12 protein-coding genes are annotated in these 19,431 nt (G+C 68.0%); 6 read left to right on the top strand and 6 right to left on the bottom strand.

From position 1 onward, the window contains the following. Position 1 precedes the first annotated feature (1 nt). Positions 2–511 carry a diguanylate cyclase domain-containing protein gene (locus ASC91_RS15720; RefSeq protein ID WP_056198317.1) on the bottom strand — a complete coding sequence of 170 codons (510 nt, stop codon included), beginning with the start codon at positions 509–511 and terminating at the stop codon, positions 2–4. 247 nt (positions 512–758) lie between these two features. Here ASC91_RS15720 and ASC91_RS15715 point away from each other — a divergent pair, with 247 nt between their 5' ends. Genes ASC91_RS15715 through ASC91_RS15705 form a run of 3 tightly spaced genes read left to right on the top strand, consistent with a single transcriptional unit; the run spans position 759 to position 4,497 of the window. Next, a complete protein-coding gene (locus ASC91_RS15715) occupies positions 759–1,313 on the top strand; it encodes an ECF-type sigma factor (RefSeq protein WP_200955292.1) in 555 nt (184 codons plus the stop codon). Positions 1,314–1,316: 3 nt separating this feature from the next. Beyond that, positions 1,317–4,013 (top strand): serine/threonine-protein kinase, encoded by a 2,697-nt coding sequence (locus tag ASC91_RS15710; RefSeq protein WP_056198311.1) that lies wholly within the window; start codon positions 1,317–1,319, stop codon positions 4,011–4,013. 37 nt (positions 4,014–4,050) lie between these two features. Beyond that, on the top strand, positions 4,051–4,497 hold the full coding sequence (locus tag ASC91_RS15705) for a hypothetical protein (protein WP_056198308.1): 447 nt from the start codon (positions 4,051–4,053) through the stop codon (positions 4,495–4,497). Positions 4,498–4,527: 30 nt separating this feature from the next. Here the strand turns inward: ASC91_RS15705 and ASC91_RS15700 are convergent, their stop codons facing one another. Beyond that, positions 4,528–5,370, bottom strand: coding sequence for a J domain-containing protein (locus tag ASC91_RS15700; protein WP_157281654.1), 843 nt, complete (start codon positions 5,368–5,370; stop codon positions 4,528–4,530). A 95-nt stretch (positions 5,371–5,465) separates the two neighbouring features. After that, on the bottom strand, positions 5,466–7,631 hold the full coding sequence (locus ASC91_RS15695; RefSeq protein WP_056198303.1) for a sodium-translocating pyrophosphatase: 2,166 nt from the start codon (positions 7,629–7,631) through the stop codon (positions 5,466–5,468). Between the two features lie 161 nt (positions 7,632–7,792). Here ASC91_RS15695 and ppa point away from each other — a divergent pair, with 161 nt between their 5' ends. Continuing rightward, positions 7,793–8,332, top strand: a complete 540-nt coding sequence (ppa, locus tag ASC91_RS15690; RefSeq protein ID WP_056198301.1) for an inorganic diphosphatase — start codon at positions 7,793–7,795, stop codon at positions 8,330–8,332. Positions 8,333–8,386: 54 nt separating this feature from the next. Here the strand turns inward: ppa and ASC91_RS15685 are convergent, their stop codons facing one another. Further along, a complete protein-coding gene (locus tag ASC91_RS15685) occupies positions 8,387–10,744 on the bottom strand; it encodes an ATP-binding protein (protein ID WP_056198299.1) in 2,358 nt (785 codons plus the stop codon). Next, entirely contained in the window at positions 10,741–11,523 is a 783-nt protein-coding gene (locus ASC91_RS15680) for a DNA-binding response regulator (RefSeq protein ID WP_056198298.1), read from the bottom strand. Before ASC91_RS15680 ends, ASC91_RS15685 begins: the two co-directional genes overlap by 4 nt. A 150-nt stretch (positions 11,524–11,673) precedes the next feature. On the opposite strand from ASC91_RS15680, the gene ASC91_RS15675 reads away from it, so the two are divergent. Further along, positions 11,674–16,557 (top strand): autotransporter-associated beta strand repeat-containing protein, encoded by a 4,884-nt coding sequence (locus ASC91_RS15675; protein ID WP_056198296.1) that lies wholly within the window; start codon positions 11,674–11,676, stop codon positions 16,555–16,557. A gap of 18 nt (positions 16,558–16,575) precedes the next feature. Here ASC91_RS15675 and ASC91_RS15670 read toward each other — a convergent pair whose 3' ends face one another. Beyond that, positions 16,576–17,748: a GNAT family N-acetyltransferase gene (locus ASC91_RS15670; protein ID WP_056198294.1), complete on the bottom strand. Its 1,173-nt coding sequence runs from the start codon at positions 17,746–17,748 to the stop codon at positions 16,576–16,578. On the opposite strand from ASC91_RS15670, the gene ASC91_RS15665 reads away from it, so the two are divergent. Continuing rightward, positions 17,747–19,411 (top strand): NAD+ synthase, encoded by a 1,665-nt coding sequence (locus ASC91_RS15665; protein WP_056198292.1) that lies wholly within the window; start codon positions 17,747–17,749, stop codon positions 19,409–19,411. The genes ASC91_RS15670 and ASC91_RS15665 overlap by 2 nt on opposite strands. The last annotated feature ends 20 nt before the right edge of the window (positions 19,412–19,431 follow it).

Below are 19,431 nucleotides of genomic sequence, written 5' to 3'. Positions count from 1 at the left end.
CTCAGTCGCCCCCAGCCGCCGGCAGGTTCGCCCGCGCCGCTTCCGCCAGCTCGGCGCCGTTGCGCCCGGCCTGCGGGAACACGGCGGTGCCCAGGCGCACACCCACCTGCATCAGCCGGCCGTCGACGCCATAGGCGCCTCTGAGAGCCTGCCGCAGCCGCTCCTCGACGAGCTCAGCCTCGGGCGCGCCGGCCGCTACCAGCAGCACGGCAAAGCAGTGCTCTCCCATGTGCACGACCTCGTCCGCGCTGCGTACACGGTTGCGCAGGCGCAGGCTCACGGTCTGGATCAGGTTGTCGCGCTCGGCAGGGCTCAGGGTGTCGTCAGGCCGTGCCAGCAACTCGACCTGCAGCCACAACAAGGCCAGCTGCTCGCCCTTGCGGCGGCACTGCGCGAACTGGCGCGACACGCGCAGGCCGAATGCGCCGAGCGAGTCCACCTTGGGCACCTGCGTGAACGTGCCGGCGCGATCGGGCAGGGGAGGGTCGTCGGCGAGCTGGGAATGGAGCATGGCATCACGCGTTGGATTGGACGGCGCTGGCGGCCACCTGGCCGTTTCACAGCGGGGTGAGGAGCAATGAATGGGCGGCCCGCGGCTTTTGCCGGCTCCCTGGCTTGGCTTGGACATCGCTCCTCATCCTCTTAAACGGGGGATGACCGCCAAACCCGACATCGGGATGCAAAAAAGTTGCCGCTTACCGGCAGCAGGCTCGTAACCAACCCCTGCGCCGGCGTTACCAGCCGTTAGAGTGCGGCCGGTGCAAGCCATCACCCAATTGCTGCAGGCCGCCGGCCAAGGCGACCGCGCCGCCGCCGACCAGGTGGTGGCCCAGCTCTACGTCGACCTGCAGCGCCTGGCGCGCCGGCATGTGCGCGACGCGGGTCATCTGACGTTGCTCGACACGACGGCCCTGGTGCACGAGGCCTGGATGCGTGTGGCCGGCGCCCAAGGCGCTGACTTCCCGGACCGGCGCCACTTCCTGGCCTATGCCGCGCAGGCCATGCGTTCGGTGGTCGTCGACCTGGTGCGCGCCCGCCGGGCCGAGCGCCGTGGCGGTGGCGAGTTGCATCTGACGCTGGACACCGCCATCGCCGACCAGTTGCCCCATGGCGACGCCGACGTGCTGCGAGTGCACGAGGCTCTGGACGAGCTGGCCCAGGTGGAGCCCCGCCTGGCCCAGGTCGTTGAGATGCGCTATTTCGCCGGCCTGAAGGAGCCAGAGATCGCCAAGGCTCTCGGCGTGACCGAACGTACCGTGCAGCGCGACTGGCAGAAGGCCCGCCTGTTCCTGTCCATGAGCCTGGCGGGCTAGTCCATGGACAGGCAACGCTGGCTCGCCCTGAGCCCTTTGCTGGATGAGCTGCTGGACCTGCCCCCGGCTGCCCGCGAGCATCGCCTGGAGCGGCTGCAGACAGAGGACGCCGACGCAGCCGAGCAACTGCGGCGCATGCTGGCGCGCGCCGAGGAGTTGCAGCAGCAGGGCTTCCTGAGCGAGCCCGTCGTGGCGCAATGGCAGGAGGCGTTGGCCTCGGTGCCCGACGACACACCGCCGCCCGACCTGGCCGGCCAGGCCATTGGTCCCTATCTGCTGGAGCGCCAGCTGGGGCAGGGCGGCATGGGCACAGTCTGGCTGGCGCGGCGCGCCGACGGTCGTTTCGAGGGCCAGGTCGCGGTCAAGTTCCTGATGGCCGGCCTGTTCGGGCGTGGTGACGCGGGTCGCTTCGCGCGCGAAGGCGAGATCCTGGCCCGCCTGTCCCACCCTCACATCGCCCGCCTGCTGGACGCCGGCCTGCACCAGAGCCAGCAGCCCTATCTGGTGCTGGAGTACGTCGATGGCCAGCCCATCGACGTCTACTGCCGCCAGCAGCAGCTCGATGTCGAGGGCCGGGTGCGCCTGTTCCTCGACGTGCTGGGCGCCGTGGCACATGCCCATGCGCGGCTGATCCTGCACCGCGACCTCAAGCCCAGCAACATCCTCGTGACGCGCGAGGGTGACGTGAAGCTGCTGGACTTCGGCATCGCCAAGCTGCTGGCCGACGCCACCCAGGCGGAGCAGGGCGCGGCCGCCACCGAACTGACGCAGCGCGCCGGCAGCGCCTTCACGCCGCAGTTCGCCGCACCCGAGCAGGTGCAGCAGGCCGACGTGACGACGGCCACCGATGTCTATGCCCTGGGTGTGCTGCTTTATCTGCTGCTGGGCGGCCATCACCCGACCGCTGACGACACCCAGACGCAGCTGGACCGGCTCAAAGCCGTCGTCGACCAAGTGCCACGGCGGCTGTCGGACGTGGCGGCCAGCCAGGACGACACCGTCATCGCCGGCCAGGCGCGGCAGCTGCGCGGCGATCTCGACACCATCGTCGCCAAGGCGCTGAAGAAGGCCCCAGCCCAACGCTATGCGAACGCGCAGGCGTTGGCTGAGGACCTGCAGCGCTGGCTGGACCATGAACCCATCCGCGCCCGCCCGGACAGCCGGCTCTATGTGCTGAGCCGGTTCGTGCGCCGCCACCGCTTGGCCGTGGCGGCTGGCGGTGTGGCCGTGGCGGCCCTGCTGGCCCTGACGACCACCAGCCTGCTGCAGGCCCGCCGGGCGGAACAGGCCGAGCAACAAGCCCAGGCGCGGCGCCAGCAGGCGGAGGATGTGCTCAGCTTCATGCTGGGTGAATTTGCCGACAAGCTGCGCCCCATCGGCCGCCTGGAGTTGCTGGACAGCGTCGGCGGCAAGGCACTGAAGGTGCTGGACAGCTCCGGGCCGCTCAGTGCGTCTGATCGGCTGCAACGGGCCAAGGCCTTGACCGTGATCGGCGAGGTCAGGGTGTCGAAGCGGGACCTTGAGGGCGCGCAGGAGCCGCTGCAGACGGCCACCGAGCTGCTGCAAGGCGATCCTCCCGCAGCCGACATGACGGCGGCCTGGCGCAAGGCTCAGGGCGCTGCGGCGTTCTGGCAAGGCGAGGTGTTCTTCCGGCAGCGCCAGCTCGAACCCGCCGAGAAGCATTGGGCCCGCTACCGCGACGTCAGCGCGAAATGGCTGCGGGCCGATGCGAAGAACGCGGACGCGCAACTGGAGCTGTCCTATGCCGAGAACAGCCTGGGCAGCCTGTGGTTGAGGCAGGGGCAGCCTGCGCAGGCGGAAGAGGCGTTCCGGCGTTCCCTGCAGCTCAAGGAGGCGTTGCTGCTGCAGCGACCCGACGACGCGGCCTTGCAGAGTGACTGGGCGGACACCGTCAGCTGGCTGGGCGGGCTGCTGCAGCAGACAGGGCGCTATGTGAGTGCCGCCCAGGCTTTCAATCGCGCCTTGCCACCCGTTCAGTCACTGCGTCAGCGCCATCCCGCGGACCTCGAATGGCTGAAGCGCGAGACCGGGCTGCTGCTGAATCTGAGCGACACGCAGACGGCCGCCGGCCAGAGTCCTTTGACGGTCCTGAGCCAGGCCAGGTCTGCGGCGGATCAATTGCGGCGAGGTGACCCCGCCAATGTGAGCTGGGCTTTCCTGGCCCTGGAGATTGACGCCAACCTGCTGGCGCAACGGGCCGACTTGCCGCCAGCTGCCCGCGCCGTACAGGCCTTGGCCCTGCTGCAAAAGCTGGAGAGTCTGCGACCGGGCAAGCCGCCCCTGGACAGCTGGCTGCCTCGTTCAGTCCGGCTGTTGGAGCTGGCGGCCAGTCCGGCTTGTGCACACCCGGCGTGCGAGGCGCGCGACCAGGCGCTGGCGCGAGTCGAGCAGCGCTTGTCCGCCGTGATGGCCAAGCGCCCCGTATCGCTGGAAGCCTTGAACGCAGCGGTGCGGCTGCAATTGTTAAAGGCGAATCTGCATACCGCAGAGGAGCCCGCAAGACGGGCGGCTTGCGGGCAGGCACAGGAGCTGCTGCAGCTTCGCAGTGGCTGGTTGCAGGCGCATGCCGAGTTGACTCAACGTTGGCTCGAAGTGCAGAAATGCCTGGACCCGCGAGTCGTCGACCAGCCCGACTGGCAAGCAGGCCGTGCCTGGCTGCATCGGCAGCGTGACCTGTAGCTGCCACCTCTTTCCCACCACAACCAGAGAAGCCCCTATGTCGACCTTCGTTCCTCCCTACACCGTCACCGTCACCGGTACCGCCGGCGGATTGGCGAAATGCGCTTACGTCGATGGCAATGGCCAGCCCGTGCCGTCGGGCACGGTGCTCACCACGACGACTCCTGCGGGGCAGGACGGTGAACTGCCGTTCTCCTTCGTTGAAACGACAGTCGACGGCATGAGCCTGCGCCTGGTGGGTGCCGCGGTGAAGACGGTTGGCAACGATCCGACCATGAACCCCTACAACTACCTGGCAGCCAGCAGAACCGAGTCGGACGGCGCCTGGTGGGACGCCGTCACCATCCCTTGGTCGGCCGACACCTACACCCGGCGTGGCGTGGTGCTGTTGTTCGCCCAGGTCAGCAGTTCCGGCGACATGGTGAATTTCTATCCCAGCTCGGACCCGCAGACGCAGAACGACCAGTCGCAAGGCGATGACTGAGCCTGCGAGCCGCCGCCGGCAGCGCCAGGCTCAGCCCAGACCCAGCCCGGTCATGCGCTGGTAGCGCTTGCGCAGGAAGTCGGCGGCCATGCGGGCGTCGCTGCCGACGCGCTCGCCGATGTAGAGCTCCTGGCGGCGCTCGGCGATCTGGGTGCGCAGCCGCGCGGCCATGATGTCCAGCGGGCGCATGCCGCCGGTCTCTGCCCGTTCGATGGCGATACGCAGCTGGTGCATCTGCAGGTTCTGCAGCACCGCCGTCTGCGCCTGCACGATGCGGATGCGGCCTTGCACCAGGTGCTCGCACAGGCCCAGCCAGGCGCGCACCGCATCAGCCGGGCCGCCAATGACCTTCTCGGGCAGCTCGCCGGCAGCGAGCAGCAGCGTTTCCAGACGGTGGCGATCGCTGTTCGCGTAAGCCTCGTTGACGATCATCATGCGCTGCTCGCAGACCTCGCGCTCAGGTCCGGAGGGCGCCAGGTCGGGGTGGAAGCGCATCGCCGCGCGCCGGTACAGCGTCTTGAGGCTGGGCGGGGGCAGGTCGGTCAGGGGGCCCGTGGGTTCGGGCGGCAGGGGCGTCGCGTCGGGCAGGGCAGGCACATCGGGCCAAGCCTTGGCGCGCTGGGATGCCGAAACCGGGGCGTCGACACCCTGGCGCTTCAAGGCCTCGGACAACAGGGCCGTGGCCTGGTGCAACTGGGCGTCGATCTCGTCGAGCTCGCGCATCAACGGCCCCAGGGTCTCGAGATAGCGCTGGCGAAAACCAAACAGCTTGGCGCGGGCGCCGTCGTGGTCGGCCTCCAGCACGGCGAGGTAGCGCTGCAGATCCTGCAGTTGTTCGCGTCGCCGCGACAGCGCGTGCCTCGTGATTGCCATGCTCGCCATGAGCCGCGATTTTGCCTGGGCCAGACGTGGAAACGGCCCGAGAAGTCTGATTTCTCGGGCCGTTATGCCAGGGATTTACCTGGGTGTTACTGAGATGCGGCCGACGCGGGCATCTCCGCGGTGCTGGCCGCCGGTGCCGCCACGACAGCCGGGGCTGCGACGGGCTCGGGGGCCTTGCTGCCCGCAGGCAGCGGCAGCAGCGGCACGATCAACAGGGCCACGATGTTGATGATCTTGATCAGCGGGTTCACGGCCGGGCCGGCGGTGTCCTTGTAGGGGTCGCCCACGGTGTCACCGGTGACGGCGGCCTTGTGCGCTTCCGAGCCCTTCTTGTGCAGCACGCCCTTGTCGTCGGTGAAGCCTTCCTCGATCAGCTTCTTGGCGTTGTCCCAGGCGCCGCCGCCGGTGCACATCGAGATGCCGACGAAAAGGCCGGTCACGATGGTGCCCATCAATAGGCCACCCAGCGCTGCCGGGCCGAGGATCAGCCCAACCAGGATGGGTGCCACCACGGGCAGCAGCGACGGCACGATCATTTCCTTGATCGCGGCGGTGGTCAGCATGTCGACCGCGGCGCTGTAGTCGGGCTTGCGCTGGCCGGCCATGATGGCGCCATCGGCGAACTGCTTGCGCACCTCGACGACAACGGCACCGGCGGCGCGGCCGACGGCTTCCATCGCCATCGCGGCGAACAGGAAGGGGATCAAGCCACCGAGGAAGAGGCCCAGGATGACCTTGTGGTCGGACAGCGAGAACACCTCGTGCATGCCACGCGCTTCCAGCGCGTGCGTGTAGTCGGCAAACAGCACCAGCGCAGCCAGGCCAGCAGAGCCGATGGCATAACCCTTGGTGACGGCCTTGGTCGTGTTGCCCACGGCGTCCAACGGGTCGGTGACGTCACGCACGGAAGCCGGCAGCTCGGCCATCTCGGCAATGCCGCCGGCGTTGTCGGTGATGGGACCGTAGGCGTCCAGTGCGACGATGATGCCGGCCATGCTGAGCATGGAGGTGGCCGCGACGGCGATGCCGTACAGGCCTGCCAAGGCAAAGGCCGCGTAGATGGCCGCGCAGACGAAGAGCACCGGCCAGGCGGTGGACTTCATCGACACACCCAGGCCGGCGATGACGTTGGTGCCGTGCCCGGTGGTGGAGGCCTGCGCCACGTGCTGCACCGGGTGGTACTGGGTGCCGGTGTAGTACTCCGTCACCCAGACCATGGCCGCCGTCAGCGCGAGGCCGACCGCGCAGGCGCCGAACAGGGCCATTGCGCTCGTCGTGCCACCCGTGCTCAGCTCTATGGGGCCGGGGAACATCGCCTTGGTGACGAAGAAGAAGGCGATCAGGCTCAGCACGCCGGCCACGATCAGGCCCTTGTACAGCGCCGGCATCACGTTCTTCATGCCGGGGCTGGCCTTGACGAAGTAGCAGCCGATGATGGAGGCAATGATGGACACGCCGCCGAGCGCCAGCGGGTAGACGACGCCGGCCAGCGCGCTGCTGCCGGTGATCATCAACGCGCTGAGCGCCATCGCGGCGATCAGCGTGACCGCGTAGGTCTCGAACAGGTCGGCCGCCATGCCGGCGCAGTCGCCGACGTTGTCACCGACGTTGTCGGCAATGACTGCCGGGTTGCGCGGGTCGTCCTCGGGGATGCCGGCTTCGACCTTGCCCACCAGGTCGGCACCGACGTCCGCACCCTTGGTGAAGATGCCGCCGCCCAGGCGCGCGAATATGGAGATCAGCGAGGAGCCGAAGGCCAGGCCCAGCATGGGCTTGAGCGCCGTGCTGTCATGCCCGCCGCCGATGGCCATGTAGAAGCCGCCCACGCCCAGCAGGCCCAGGCCCACGACCAGCATGCCGGTGATGGCGCCGCCCTTGAAGGCGACATCCAGCGCCGGGCCAATGCCCTTGGAGGCGGCCTGCGCGGTGCGCACATTGGCGCGCACCGAGATGTTCATGCCGATGAAGCCGCAGATGCCCGACAGCACCGCGCCGATAACGAAGCCGATGGCCGTCGTCGTTCCCAGGCCCGACACCGCGATGGCGATGGCCAGCACGACGCCGACGATGCCGATGGTGCGGTACTGCCGGCCGAGGTAGGCGGCGGCACCTTGCTGGATCGCCGCGGCGATCTCCTGCATGCGGGCATTGCCCGCATCCTGACTCAGGATCCAGCTTCGTTGGATGAAGCCATAAAGAACGGCCGCGAGGCCGCAAGCCAGCGCGAAATACAGCGCCACTTCTGTCGACATGTATGAGTCTCCTGTTTAGCGTGTCATCTGTGGCCCGCGGCAGGGTATGCCGGGGCTCGGCGGCCGAGCTTAAGGGCCGGGTTTGACGGCCGGGTTGCACGTTTACCAGCGATGTTGGGGAAACCTAGAATGCGGGTTTTCCTTAGCCCTAAAAGACGACCATGAGCCTGCACAACGTGACCCCCGGCGCCAAGGTGCCTGACGAGTTCAACGTCATCATCGAAATCCCGATGAATGCCGACCCGATCAAGTACGAGGTGGACAAGGAGAGCGGTGCGCTGTTCGTCGACCGCTTCCTGACGACGCCTATGTACTACCCGTGCAACTACGGGTACATCCCCAGGACGCTGGCGGACGACGGTGACCCGGTCGACGTGCTCGTCATCACCCCCTTCGCGCTGACGCCCGGCGTCGTCGTGACCTGCCGCCCCCTGGGCGTGCTGATGATGGACGACGAGGCCGGTGGCGACGCCAAGCTGCTGGCCGTGCCCACCAGCAAGATCCTGCCCATGTACGACCACTGGCAGAAGATCGAAGACGTGAACCCGGCCCGCCTGTCCGCGATCCAGCACTTCTTCGAGCACTACAAGGACCTGGAGAAGGGCAAGTGGGTCAAGGTCAAGGGCTGGGAAGGCCCGGAGAAGGCCAAGTCCGAGATTGCTGAAGGCCTGGCGAATTACGCCAAGGACCTGCCGAAGTAAGAGCGGGCCGTCCGGCCGTTGAAGAGCGCCTGAGCGGGTCTGAGGCGCTCTTTTTCATGGCGTCGCCGCGGGGCTGAAGTGCTCGGCCAGCAAGGCGGCGGCGTTGACCGGCTTGTAGAGCGTGGCGTCGAACAGGCCCGCCAGTTCGGATGCGAGCGGGCGATCGACGAGGGCGATGCACCGGCGTGACGCACCGCTGGCACGCCAGTGCTGCACCTGTGCAAGGCCGTCTGCATCCAGCAGGCAGGGGTCGCACAGCAGCAGATCCGCCGGCGCAAGCAGCGCGCCGGGCGCGGGCCGCAGCACCTCGACGTTGGCGGCGAATAGCAGTTCGGCGACGCGGTCGGCATGGCCCTGCGGCGCGTCGATCAGCAGCGCAAGCAGGTCGGTCTCGGCGGTCTCGACAGGTGTGACGCCGTCGGCGGGCATCAGGACCTCCTCGGCGCGACCTGCGCTCAGCGGCAGCAAGAACGAGAAGCGGCTGCCCTGGCCCACGGCGCTGTGCAGTTCGATCTGGCTGCCCATGGCCTCGACGATGTGTTTGGCCACCGCCAGGCCCAGGCCCGAGCCAGCCTCGGCGCGCTGATTCTCTTGCGGCGGAGCTTGCCAGAAGGGTTCGAACAGCCGGGCCTGGTCCGCGGGCGCAATGCCGCTGCCGGTGTCAGCCACTTCGAAGCACCAGACGCCCGGCGCCGTACTGCTTGGCATGACGCTCAGTTCGATCTGACCGCCGGTAGTGAACTTGGCGGCGTTGGACAAGAGGTTGAGCAGCACCTGGCGCAGGCGCTTGGCGTCGGCCAGCACCACGGCCGGCAATTCCGGGTCTATGCCTGCCCGAAAGGCGTTGCGGTGCTGGCGCGCCAGCAGCTCGCCTTGCTTTGCCAGCTCGTGCAGCAGGCCGTGGATGTAGAGCGGAGCGGGCACCAGGTCCAGCTCATGCAGCTCGCCGCGCGAGAACTCGACGAGCTCATCGATCAGCGCCAACTGGTAGCCCACGCTGTGCTCCACGCTGGCGCGCAGTTGCTGGTCGCGCCGGCCGCCGCCGCCGAGCAGGCGCAGATAGCTCACCGTCGCGGCCAGCGGTGCGCGCAGGTCGTGGCCAATGAAGGCCAGCAGGCGGCTGCGCTGCTGGTGCTGGCTGCGGGCCTCCTGCAGCGCATCGCGCAATTCGCCGGTGCGCTGTGCCACCTGCCGCTCCAGCTCCTCGCTGCGCGCGGCCCGTTCCTGCAGCAGCTGCGCCTGCGCGGCCAGCTCGGCGCGGCGCTGCTGCACCACCTGCTGCACCAGGGCCATCAGCAGGATCAGGTGCGACAGCAGCAGCACGACGGGCGTGGTCAGCCACATCACCGGCCCCAGCTCCAGCCAGCCCAGCACATAGGCGTAACGCGGCAGCGCGCCCACCACCGCAGACGCCATCACCAGCGCGGCCCAGCCGGCCAACGGCAGGCGCCGCCACCAGGCCCAGCCAGCCAGCACCAGGGTCAGCAGGCCGCACAGCCCCGTCAGCGCGTTGACGAGCGGCGCCACGGCCCGGTAGTCGCCCCACAGCGCGGTCAACAGGGCGGCGCCGATGGCGAGCCAGGCGGCAGCCAGCGCCCAGCGCAGCGCCGCCGCGGCGCGGCGCAGTGGCAGGATGGCTGCCACGGCCAGCGAGTTCAGCAGCTGTGCCGTGCCCATCAGCACCACCAAGCTGCGCGGCGCCCAGCCGGTGGCGTTGGGCCAGAGGTACTGAAAGCTCAGGCCGTGCAGGCTCAGCTCGTAAAGGCCGTAGGCCGCCACCGAGCCCGCCATCAGCGCGAATGCCGCCCGGCGCCAGAAGAAGAACAGCAGCAGATAGCCGGCGGCGGCCAGCATCTGGTTGCCGGCCAGCACGGCGATGGCCAGGGTGGTGTCGCGGTTCTCAGTGAAGCAGTCGCGCGGCCGGCACAGCAGCGCGTCGAAGGAGGCGTAGGTGCGGCCCGACTCGCGCAGCATCAGGCGCAGCGGCCGGCCGGGCTCCGGGCGCAGCTCGAAGCTCACGTCGCTGGTGTCCAGCGGCCATTGCTCGTGAGGCACCCGCAGGCCAGCTTGCGTGTAGCGCCATTGCCCGTCGGGCGCCTGGACCCACAGCTGCGCGTGCTCGATGCGCGTCAGCGTCATCACCAGCCAGAGCGTCTCCGGCTGGGCGTTGGCGGGCAGCTCCAGCCGGGCCCACAGCGCGGTGCGCGTGTAGCCGGGGGTGCGCAGATGGCCGGTCGGTTGGTGGGGCTTGAACTCGCCGGCTCGCGCCTGTACGTCGTCCAGCGTCAGGGTGCCACCAGGGTCTTCAAGCAGCTGCCAGGCCGGCTGAGGTGCGGGCTGCGCGTGCAGCGGCGCCCAGGCCGCCAGGCTCAGCGCGATACAGAAGAATCGGTACAGCCAGCGCCGGATCAAGAGGCGCCGCCGTCGCGCTGCAGCTGGCGCCAAGCCTGCGGCGTCAGCCCCAGTCGCTCGCGGAAGGCGGTGGAGAAGTTGGACGCCGTGGTGAAACCCACGTCGAAGGCAATGTCCTGCACGCTCATGGGCGTGGCGGCCAGCAGGTGGCAGCCGACGCGGATGCGCTCCTCGCTGATGAAACCCGACACCGTCAGGCCGAGGTGCCTGCGAAACAGCGTGGACAGGCGTCGCTCGCTCAAGCCCAGGCGCTCGGCCAGGTCGCCCACCGAGGGCAGGTCCTCCAACTGCTCGCCAATGAGCTGGGTAGCTGCGTTGACGAAGGCCAGTTCGGGGTCGTGTGCGCCATCGCAGCGCCCCGGCGCGGTCTTGGCGCGCGGCAGATGGACGTAGACCCGCGCCAGCACCTCGTCGGCCAGAAAGGGCTTGGCGATGTAGTCCACCGCCCCCAGGCGCAAGCCGTCCAGCCGTTGCTGCGCGTTTGCCTGGGCAGAGAGAAAGATCACCGGGATCTCACAGGTGGCCGCATCGGCCTTCAGTAGCCGGCACACAGCATGCCCGTCCATGCCAGGCATCACGAGGTCCAGCAGGATCAGGTCGGGCCGCTGCGCCTGGGCGCGGTGAAAGCCGCCGAGCCCGTCGGCGGCATGGAGCAGCCGGTAGTGGCGGGCCAGCAGATCGCTGAGCTGGCGCAACTGCTCGGGCGCATCGTCGATCAGCAACAGCCGCGCCGCGCCTGGCGGAGCCATGTCGTCATGCGTGGCGAGAGCTTCACTCATCGCGGCGATTGTCAACCGTCTTTGCAGGCCGTTTACATCTGGTTATTTTTGCTAGACGACGAACCAGCACAGGTTTTCTGCGGTTTGGCAAAGGTGGGTTGGCCAGAGTGCGGAGAAAGTCACGCTGCACCGCTATCAGGGAGAGCCACCATGAAGACACGCCAGCCCGGCAAGACCCAGCCTGCCCGCCACCCGCACACCGTCCGCGTGATGCCGGCGCTGTCGCGGCTGAGCCTGCTGATCGGCCTGGGCCTGATGCCGGGCCTGGCGGCCCAAGGCACCACCCTCAGCGACCAGGTCAGCTTCAGCGCCACGGGCCAGAGCCTGTGGGGCAATGCCGGCGGCACGGCCACCGCGAGCTATGCGCTGCAGACCAGCTGGGGCACCTATGCGGGTGTCGCCGCGCAGGAGTTGTTCAACTTCGGCGGCTTCACCAACGTTTACGACCCGATCTTCAACACGTACCTGGGCCGCTACGGCGTCGCGGCCAGCATGCAAAGCTCGGGCCGGATCGGGCTGGAGTTCTCGGCCAGCGCGCGGGGTGGATCGATGGATTTCAGCCAGAGCTTCAACCCCGTGCTGACCCTGCCCGACAGTTTTACCAAGGGGCAGAACTTCATCGTCAAAGCCCGCGACACCCTGAAAGCGGCGGCCACCCTGACGCCCTATCTGCCCAGCGTGCAGGCCTCCGTGTCCGGTCTGTTCAATTTCGATGCCAAGGTCGCGGTGCAGGGCTGCTTTGTCGATTGCACCAGCACCAGCTTCGAGTTCGGGGTGAACCCGGGCAAGTTCTCGCTGCTCAACTTCGACAGCGCCGCGAGCGCCATGCTGACGGTCCTGGGCAAGCCGGTGGCGGTGCCGGCCCTGGGCCAGGATTTCCTGATCGGCAGCACCAACACCTTCATGCTCGACACCGTCAAGGCCGGTAACTGTTCGGCGCTGACGGGCGGCGCCCTGCATTGCGGCAACGAGGTGCTGCGTGGCGGCTGGGAGCTGGGGGCCATGCTGCCGCCCCTGTACGGCGTCGCCAACCCGCTGCGCTTCAGGGGCTCCGAAAAAGGCTTCAGCCTCGAGACCAATTTCCTCAGCGTGAATGCCGGCCCGTCCATGGGCATGAACTTCGACTTCGCGCCCACCGCGCCGGTGTTCGTCAAGCTGGTGTTCGATCAGCCGGTGCAAGAGGTCATCACCGGCGCCGGCGGCGCCGAGTCCTTCATCGACCATCTGGACGGCAAGGTCAGCTTTGCTCTGGGCAGCGACATCAAGCTGCGTTTTGCCGGCACCCCCGGCAAGCTGGTGGGGCGCAACTACTTCCTCGGCGACGCCAGCATCCAGACCTCGCTGAGCGCCGACCTGGACCAAGACCTGCGTGGCCACTACGGCTGCGGCTTCGAGGTCAAAGCGGTGGGCCTCAGCCTGGGCGACACCGGGCTGAACAACTGCCTGTACGAGAGCAACTCCAACATCAGCCGCGACACGCTGAAGGTCTATTCGGGCTCGACCACGCTCAGCGGCGTGCGCACCAGCCTCACGCTGGAGGGCAACCCCACCCGCATTGACGACCTGGTGGTCACCGGCACCACCGCCTACCGCGGTGGGTCGATGCTGAGCAACCGGGGGCGCGGCGTCCTGGCCACCTTCGCAGCCGGCAGTCGCACCGAAATCAGCGATGCCGGCAGCCGCATCGACAATGGCGACCATGCGCGAGCCCTGTTCGACAGGAGCTCCTCGGTCCTTGTGATGGCTGGCGGCCGCATTGACAACAGCGGCGGCGCGCAGATCGAGATCGAGCGCGACGCGGTGGTCAACGTGCTCGCCGGCGCTACGCTGTCCAATGAGAAGGCCTCGCCCGGCTACGGCGACAGCCTCATCAGCAACCGCGGCACGCTATCAGTCGCCGGCAAGCTCAGCAACCACGGCGTGATCGACAACCAGGGCAGCCTGTCCCTGGGGTCAGGCTTTGTCATGGACTCCGCCGGTGGCACCCTCAACAACGGCAACACGCTGGAGCTTCACGGCAACCTGGTGCTGGGTGCAGCCGAGGCCGGCAGCTTCAATCTGCTGGCCGGCAGCAGGCTCAATGTGTATGGCTCGCTGGGCATTGCCGCCGGCTACACACAGATCAACAGCGGCTTCCTGTGGCTGGCGCCCGGTACAGGCACGCTGAACATCCAGGGCACGCTTCAGATCGGCCAAGGTGGCAGCGATGGCCAGCTCAACGGTGACAGCACACTGGGCCCAGGGGGCAAGCTCGTCTTCAATCTCGCCGGCAACCAGGAGCATTTGAACCGGATCAGTGGTGAAGGCAGCGTGTGGAAGACGGGGCCCGGTACGGTGAACCTGAGCGCAGCCGGCCTTTACACCGGCTCCACCATCATCGACGGCGGTACGCTGCGGCTGAGTTCGACCACCCTGTCCCGCCAGTTCGACATCGGCACCAGTGGCGTGCTGGAGCTGAACCTGAACAGTGGCACGCGCGCGTTCACCAGCGACACCCGCTTCACCGGCAGCGGCGTGCTGAGCATCGTCGGCGGGGGTCAGGCGATCTGGCAGGGAAGCGCCGCCAGCTTTGCGATGGGCGCCGGCGGCCTGATCGATGTGCAGTTGGGCACCCTGGTGGGCGGCTCCTTCGGCAACGACGACTGGACCGCCAACCAGTCCCAACTGCGCGTCGGCACTTACGCGACCTTTCGTGGGGTGGAGGCGAATGTGCGGGTCGACACCCTGAGCGGCGAGGGGCTCATTCAATCGGGTTACCAAGGTGCCGGCTACCGCAGTTTTACCTTCGGCGTGGCCAACGGCTCGGGTTCCTTCGAAGGGGTGCTGGCCGACACCGACACCGCCCAAGGCCAGATCGGCAACTTCACCAAGGTCGGCAGCGGCACCCAGACCCTCCTTGGCAACAACAGCTTTACCGGCACCCTGAGCATCGAGGCCGGCACCGTGCGTGTGGGCGAAGGCGGTGTGCGCGGCTCGCTGGCCACCCGCAGCATCGTCAACAACGGTGCCCTGGTGTTTGCGCGCAGCGGCGACATCGGCTATCAGGGCGTCATCTCCGGCAGCGGCAGCCTGCACCAGCAGGGCGCCGGCATTCTGCGGCTGAGCGGCAACCAGAGCTACACCGGCGCCACCAACGTCGAGGCCGGCTGGTTGGTGCAGGAGGGCGCATCGCGTTCAAGCGCCTTCAACCTCAGCGGCAGTACGGTGCTGGAGTTGCAGGTGAATCAGGGCACGCGCGACGGCGCAGTGGACGTGAAATTCGCCGGCAGCGCCGCCACGCTGAGAAAGACCGGCGCCGGCATGGCGGTTTGGACCGGGTCCAAAGCCGTGTTCGCGCTGGACGAGTTCAGCACCATCGACGTGCAGGGCGGCACCCTGGTCGGGGGGTCCTATGGCAACGAGGACTGGAGCGCCAACAAGAGCCGGCTGAATGTGGCTGCTGGCGCTACTTTTGAAGGTGTGGAAGCCAATGTCCGCGTGGACTCCCTCAGCGGCGCGGGCACCATCAAATCCGGTTTCAACGGCGCGGGCTACAGCGCGTTCACGATGGGCGTGGCCAATGGCTCGGACGTTTTCTCCGGCGTGCTGGGGGGCTCCGGCAACTTCGTCAAGGAAGGAACGGGCTTCCAGGGGCTGACCGGCGCCAACACCTTCACCGGCCGCCTGACCATCAACGGCGGCATGGTGCAGATCGGCAACGGCGGCATCACCGGCTCTCTGGCCACCGCGCTGGTCACCAACAACGGCACGCTGAGCTTCGCCCGCAGCGACAACATCAGCTTCGCTGGCGCGATCGACGGCACGGGCGTTCTCGTCAAGCAGAGCGCGGGTGTGCTGACGCTGGGCGCGGCCAACACCTACACCGGCCAGACCCAGGTACAAAGCGGCGTGCTGCTGCTGCAAAACAGCACCCGCTCCGCTGAGTTCTTCATCACATCACCGACCGCCACGGTGGAGCTCAATGTGGCCAGCGGCACCCGCGCCAATGCCGCCGACACGCTGTTCTCTGGCAAGGGCACCCTGCGCAAGACCGGCGCCGGCGTGGCGACCTGGCAGCAGGGCAAGGCGACTTTTGCAATGGGCAGCGGCAGCCTGATCGACGTGCAGGCCGGCACTCTGGTCGGCGGCTCCCACGCCAATGAGGACTGGACCCGCAACCAGAGCCGACTGAACGTGGCCGCCAATGCCGTCTTCGATGGCGACGAGGCCAATGTCCGCGTCGATGCGCTCAGCGGCGCCGGCCGCATCAAGTCTGGCTACAACGGCTCGGGCTACAGCGCTTTCACGATGGGCGTGGCCAATGGTTCCGGCAATTTCTCCGGCGTGCTGGCGAACAGCGAATCCACCGGCAACTTCGTCAAGACGGGCACGGGCACGCAGACGCTCAGCGGCATCAACACCAACACCGGCACGACGCGGGTGCAGGCCGGCCAACTGACGCTCAACGGCTCGTCGCTGAGCAGCGCCTTCAGCGTCGACGCGGGCGCCTCGCTGGGCGGCAGCGGTGCACTGGGCAGCCTGGTGCTGGCCGGCAAGCTCGCGCCCGGCAACTCGCCGGGCCAGTTGAGCGTGGCGGGCAACGCGACGTTTGCCGAGGGCGCCAGCTATCTGTGGGAGATCGCCAATGCCAGCGCCGCCGCCGGGCTGGGGTACGACCTGCTGAGCGTCGGCGGCACGCTGAGCCTGGACGCCAGCGCGGCCAACCCGTTCACCGTCACGTTGAAGTCGCTGCTGGCGAACGGCGGCGCGGGGCTGCTGGCCGGTTTCGACGCCCGGCAGGATCACAGCTACACCCTGGCCTACGCGAGCGGCGGCATCCTGGGCTTCTCGGCCAAAGAGTTCAGCATCGACGGCAGCGGTTTCGCCAATTCGCTGATGGGCGGCCACTGGTCGGTGGCGGCCACCGGCAATGCGCTGAACCTGAACTTCACCGCCGCCGTGCCCGAGCCCGAGAGCTACGCGATGTTGCTGGCGGGCCTGCTGGTGGTGGGGCGGGTGGCCAGGCGTCGGCTGGGCGGAGTGGCTCGACCCTGAGATCGGCCATGGCCGGGTTCAAGGCACTGACTTGAACGGTTGGTGCTCGCCCAGCTCGTCGATATAGCCCGCCATCGCTTCGCCCTCGCGTGCCAGGAAGTCATTGACGGCATCGGCAAAGGAGGGGTGGGCCAGCCAGTGGCTGGACGCCGTGGGCGTGGGCATCAGGCCGCGCGCCATCTTGTGCTCGCCCTGGGCACCGCCCTCGAAGCGCTGGTAGCCGTTGTCTATGCACCAGGCCAGCGGCTGGTAATAGCAGGCGTCGAAATGCAGGTTGGGGATGTGCTCGACGGCGCCCCAGTAACGGCCGAAGGCGGCGCGGCGTTCGGGGTCCAGCGCGATCAGCGAGGTGGCGACGCGCTCGCCCGCCCGCAGCGCCGTGAACATCAGCCAATGCTCGGGCATGTCGCTGGCCATGCGGGCGAAGAAGTCGCGGCTCAGATAGGGCGTGCTGTGGTGTTCGCGGTAGGTCTGCTGGTAGCAGCGGTAGAAGAAGTCCCAGTCCTCGACGCTGATAGCGTTGCCGGCGTTTGCCTCGAACAGGACACCCGCTTCGCGCACGCGGCGCTGCTCCTGCTGGATCTTCTTGCGCTTGTCGCGCTGCAGGCGCGAGAGAAAGGCCGTGAAGTCGGCGTCGCCCTCGGCCGTCCAATGGAACTGCACGCCAGCCCTTGCCATGCAGCCGGCTGCTGAAAGCGCCGCCTGGTCAGCCTCATCGCCGAACAGCACGTGCAGGGACGACGCCTCAGTCTCCCTGGCCAGGGCCCGCAGCGCCTGCGCCAGCAGTGCCCGTGCTTCATCGTCCACGGCCAAGAGCCGGCTGCCCGGCACGGGCGTGAAGGGCACGGCCACCAGCAGCTTGGGGTAGTAGCTCAGCCCATGGCGCTGGTAGGCGTCGGCCCAGGCCCAGTCGAAGACGTATTCGCCATAGCTGTGGGTCTTCAGATAGGCCGGGCAGGCCGCCAGCAGCTCCTCGCCCCGCCACAGCGAAACGAACTGCGGCTGCCAGCCCGTGCCGGCCCCGGCGCTGCCGCTGGCATGCAGGGCGCGCAGATAGGCCAGGCGCATGAAGGGCGTGGGCCGCGCCTGGGCAGAAAGCAGGGCGTCCCAATGGTCTTGCGGCAAGGCGTCGGGTGAAGCGTCGACCCGAATGACAATGCTGCTCTCGTGTTCTGAATCGCTGTCGCCCATGCCCTCGCCCTTGAAGATTGCCCTGGCCCAGATCAATGTCGTCGTCGGCGATCTGGTGGGCAACGCGGACCGCATCATTGCCCAAGCGCGCGCGGCGCACACGGCTGGGGTTGATCTGCTCGTCACGCCGGAGCTGGCGCTGTGCGGTTATCCGCCCGAGGACCTGCTGCTGCGCCCGGCCTTTCTTGAGGCCTGCGACGAGCAGTTGCAGCGCATCGCAGCTGAGCTGGCGGGCTGCGAAGGGCTACATGTCGTGGTTGGACACCCGCGCGAGCGCGAGGGAGGGGCGGTGCGGGAGCGCAGCTGGTCTCTGCCACCCTGCCTGAACGTCGCCTCGGTGCTCGCGGGCGGCCAGGTCGTCGCCAGCTATGCCAAGCGCGAACTGCCCAACTACCAGGTCTTCGACGAGCGGCGTTATTTCTACTCTGGCAGAGATGCCGGGCTTGGCGCTGTCGTCGTCGACGTCAGGGGCCACCGCGTGGGCCTGCTGATCTGCGAGGACGCCTGGTTCGAGGAACCCGCCGCTGCTGCCAAGGCGGCCGGAGCCGAACTGCTGTGCGTCATCAACGCCTCGCCCTTCCACATCGGCAAGGTCGAGGAGCGCGAGGCCCACATGGCCGAGCGCGCCCGCGCCGCGGGCCTGCCGCTGCTCTACGCCCACCTCGTGGGCGGGCAGGACGAGATGGTCTTCGATGGCGCGTCCTTTGCGGTGCAGGCCGATGGCAGCGTGGCGGCCCGTGCGCCGATGTTCGAGGAGGCGCTGGCCATCATCGAGCTGGACGGCGGCCGGCTGCGTGGCGACATCATTCCGGTGCCGGAGTACGAGGCCCAGGTCTGGCAGGCCCTGGTGACCGGCGTGCGCGACTACCTCGGCAAGAACGGCTTCCCGGGCGCGCTGATCGGCTTGTCGGGGGGCATTGACTCGGCCCTGGTGCTGGCCATCGCTGTGGATGCGTTGGGTGCCGACAAGGTGCGCACCGTGATGATGCCTTCGCCCTACACGGCCGACATCTCCTGGATCGACGCTCGCGACATGGCCGAGCGCCTGGGGGTGCGCTACGACGAGAAGTCCATCTTGCCGATGTTCGATGCCTTCAACACCACGCTGGCCGAGGAGTTCAAGGGCCTGCCGCTGGATGCCACCGAGGAGAACATCCAGGCCCGCATCCGCGGCACGCTGCTGATGGCGCTGTCCAACAAGTTCGGCAGCATCGTGCTGACGACCGGCAACAAGAGCGAGATGGCCACCGGCTACTGCACGCTCTATGGCGACATGGCGGGCGGCTTTGCCGTCATCAAGGACGTGGCCAAGACCCTGGTGTTCCGCCTCGCCCGCTGGCGCAATGCGCAAGGCGCCGAGATCATCCCCGACCGCATCATCACCCGCCCGCCCTCGGCCGAGCTGCGCCCCGACCAGAAGGATGAGGACAGCCTGCCGCCCTACGCGGTGCTGGACGCCATCCTGGCCCGCTACATGGAGCAGGATCAGTCGATCGCCGAAATTGTTGCCGCCGGTTTCAAGCCGGAGGACGTCGAGCGCGTCACCCGGTTGATCAAGATCAACGAGTACAAGCGCCGCCAGGCGCCAGTGGGCATCCGCATCACCCACCGCGGCTTTGGTCGCGACTGGAGATATCCCATCACCTCCAGGTTCCGTGCGTAAACTTGGGTGAACCTCGCAAA

Source organism: Pelomonas sp. Root1237, from assembly GCF_001425055.1.
Lineage (GTDB): Bacteria > Pseudomonadota > Gammaproteobacteria > Burkholderiales > Burkholderiaceae_C > Pelomonas.
This window is presented reverse-complemented; position numbering and strand designations above follow the sequence as displayed.

What these genes read in the sequence shown, in the direction of transcription:
- ASC91_RS15720 (WP_056198317.1), bottom strand. Translation starts at nt 511, where the DNA reads ATGCTCCATTCCCAGCTCGCCGACGACCCTCCCCTGCCCGATCGCGCC.
- ASC91_RS15710 (WP_056198311.1), top strand. Translation starts at nt 1,317, where the DNA reads ATGGACAGGCAACGCTGGCTCGCCCTGAGCCCTTTGCTGGATGAGCTG.
- ASC91_RS15705 (WP_056198308.1), top strand. Translation starts at nt 4,051, where the DNA reads ATGTCGACCTTCGTTCCTCCCTACACCGTCACCGTCACCGGTACCGCC.
- ASC91_RS15700 (WP_157281654.1), bottom strand. Translation starts at nt 5,370, where the DNA reads ATGGCAATCACGAGGCACGCGCTGTCGCGGCGACGCGAACAACTGCAG.
- ASC91_RS15695 (WP_056198303.1), bottom strand. Translation starts at nt 7,631, where the DNA reads ATGTCGACAGAAGTGGCGCTGTATTTCGCGCTGGCTTGCGGCCTCGCG.
- ppa (WP_056198301.1), top strand. Translation starts at nt 7,793, where the DNA reads ATGAGCCTGCACAACGTGACCCCCGGCGCCAAGGTGCCTGACGAGTTC.
- ASC91_RS15680 (WP_056198298.1), bottom strand. Translation starts at nt 11,523, where the DNA reads ATGAGTGAAGCTCTCGCCACGCATGACGACATGGCTCCGCCAGGCGCG.
- ASC91_RS15675 (WP_056198296.1), top strand. Translation starts at nt 11,674, where the DNA reads ATGAAGACACGCCAGCCCGGCAAGACCCAGCCTGCCCGCCACCCGCAC.
- ASC91_RS15665 (WP_056198292.1), top strand. Translation starts at nt 17,747, where the DNA reads ATGCCCTCGCCCTTGAAGATTGCCCTGGCCCAGATCAATGTCGTCGTC.
- ASC91_RS15670 (WP_056198294.1), bottom strand. Translation starts at nt 17,748, where the DNA reads ATGGGCGACAGCGATTCAGAACACGAGAGCAGCATTGTCATTCGGGTC.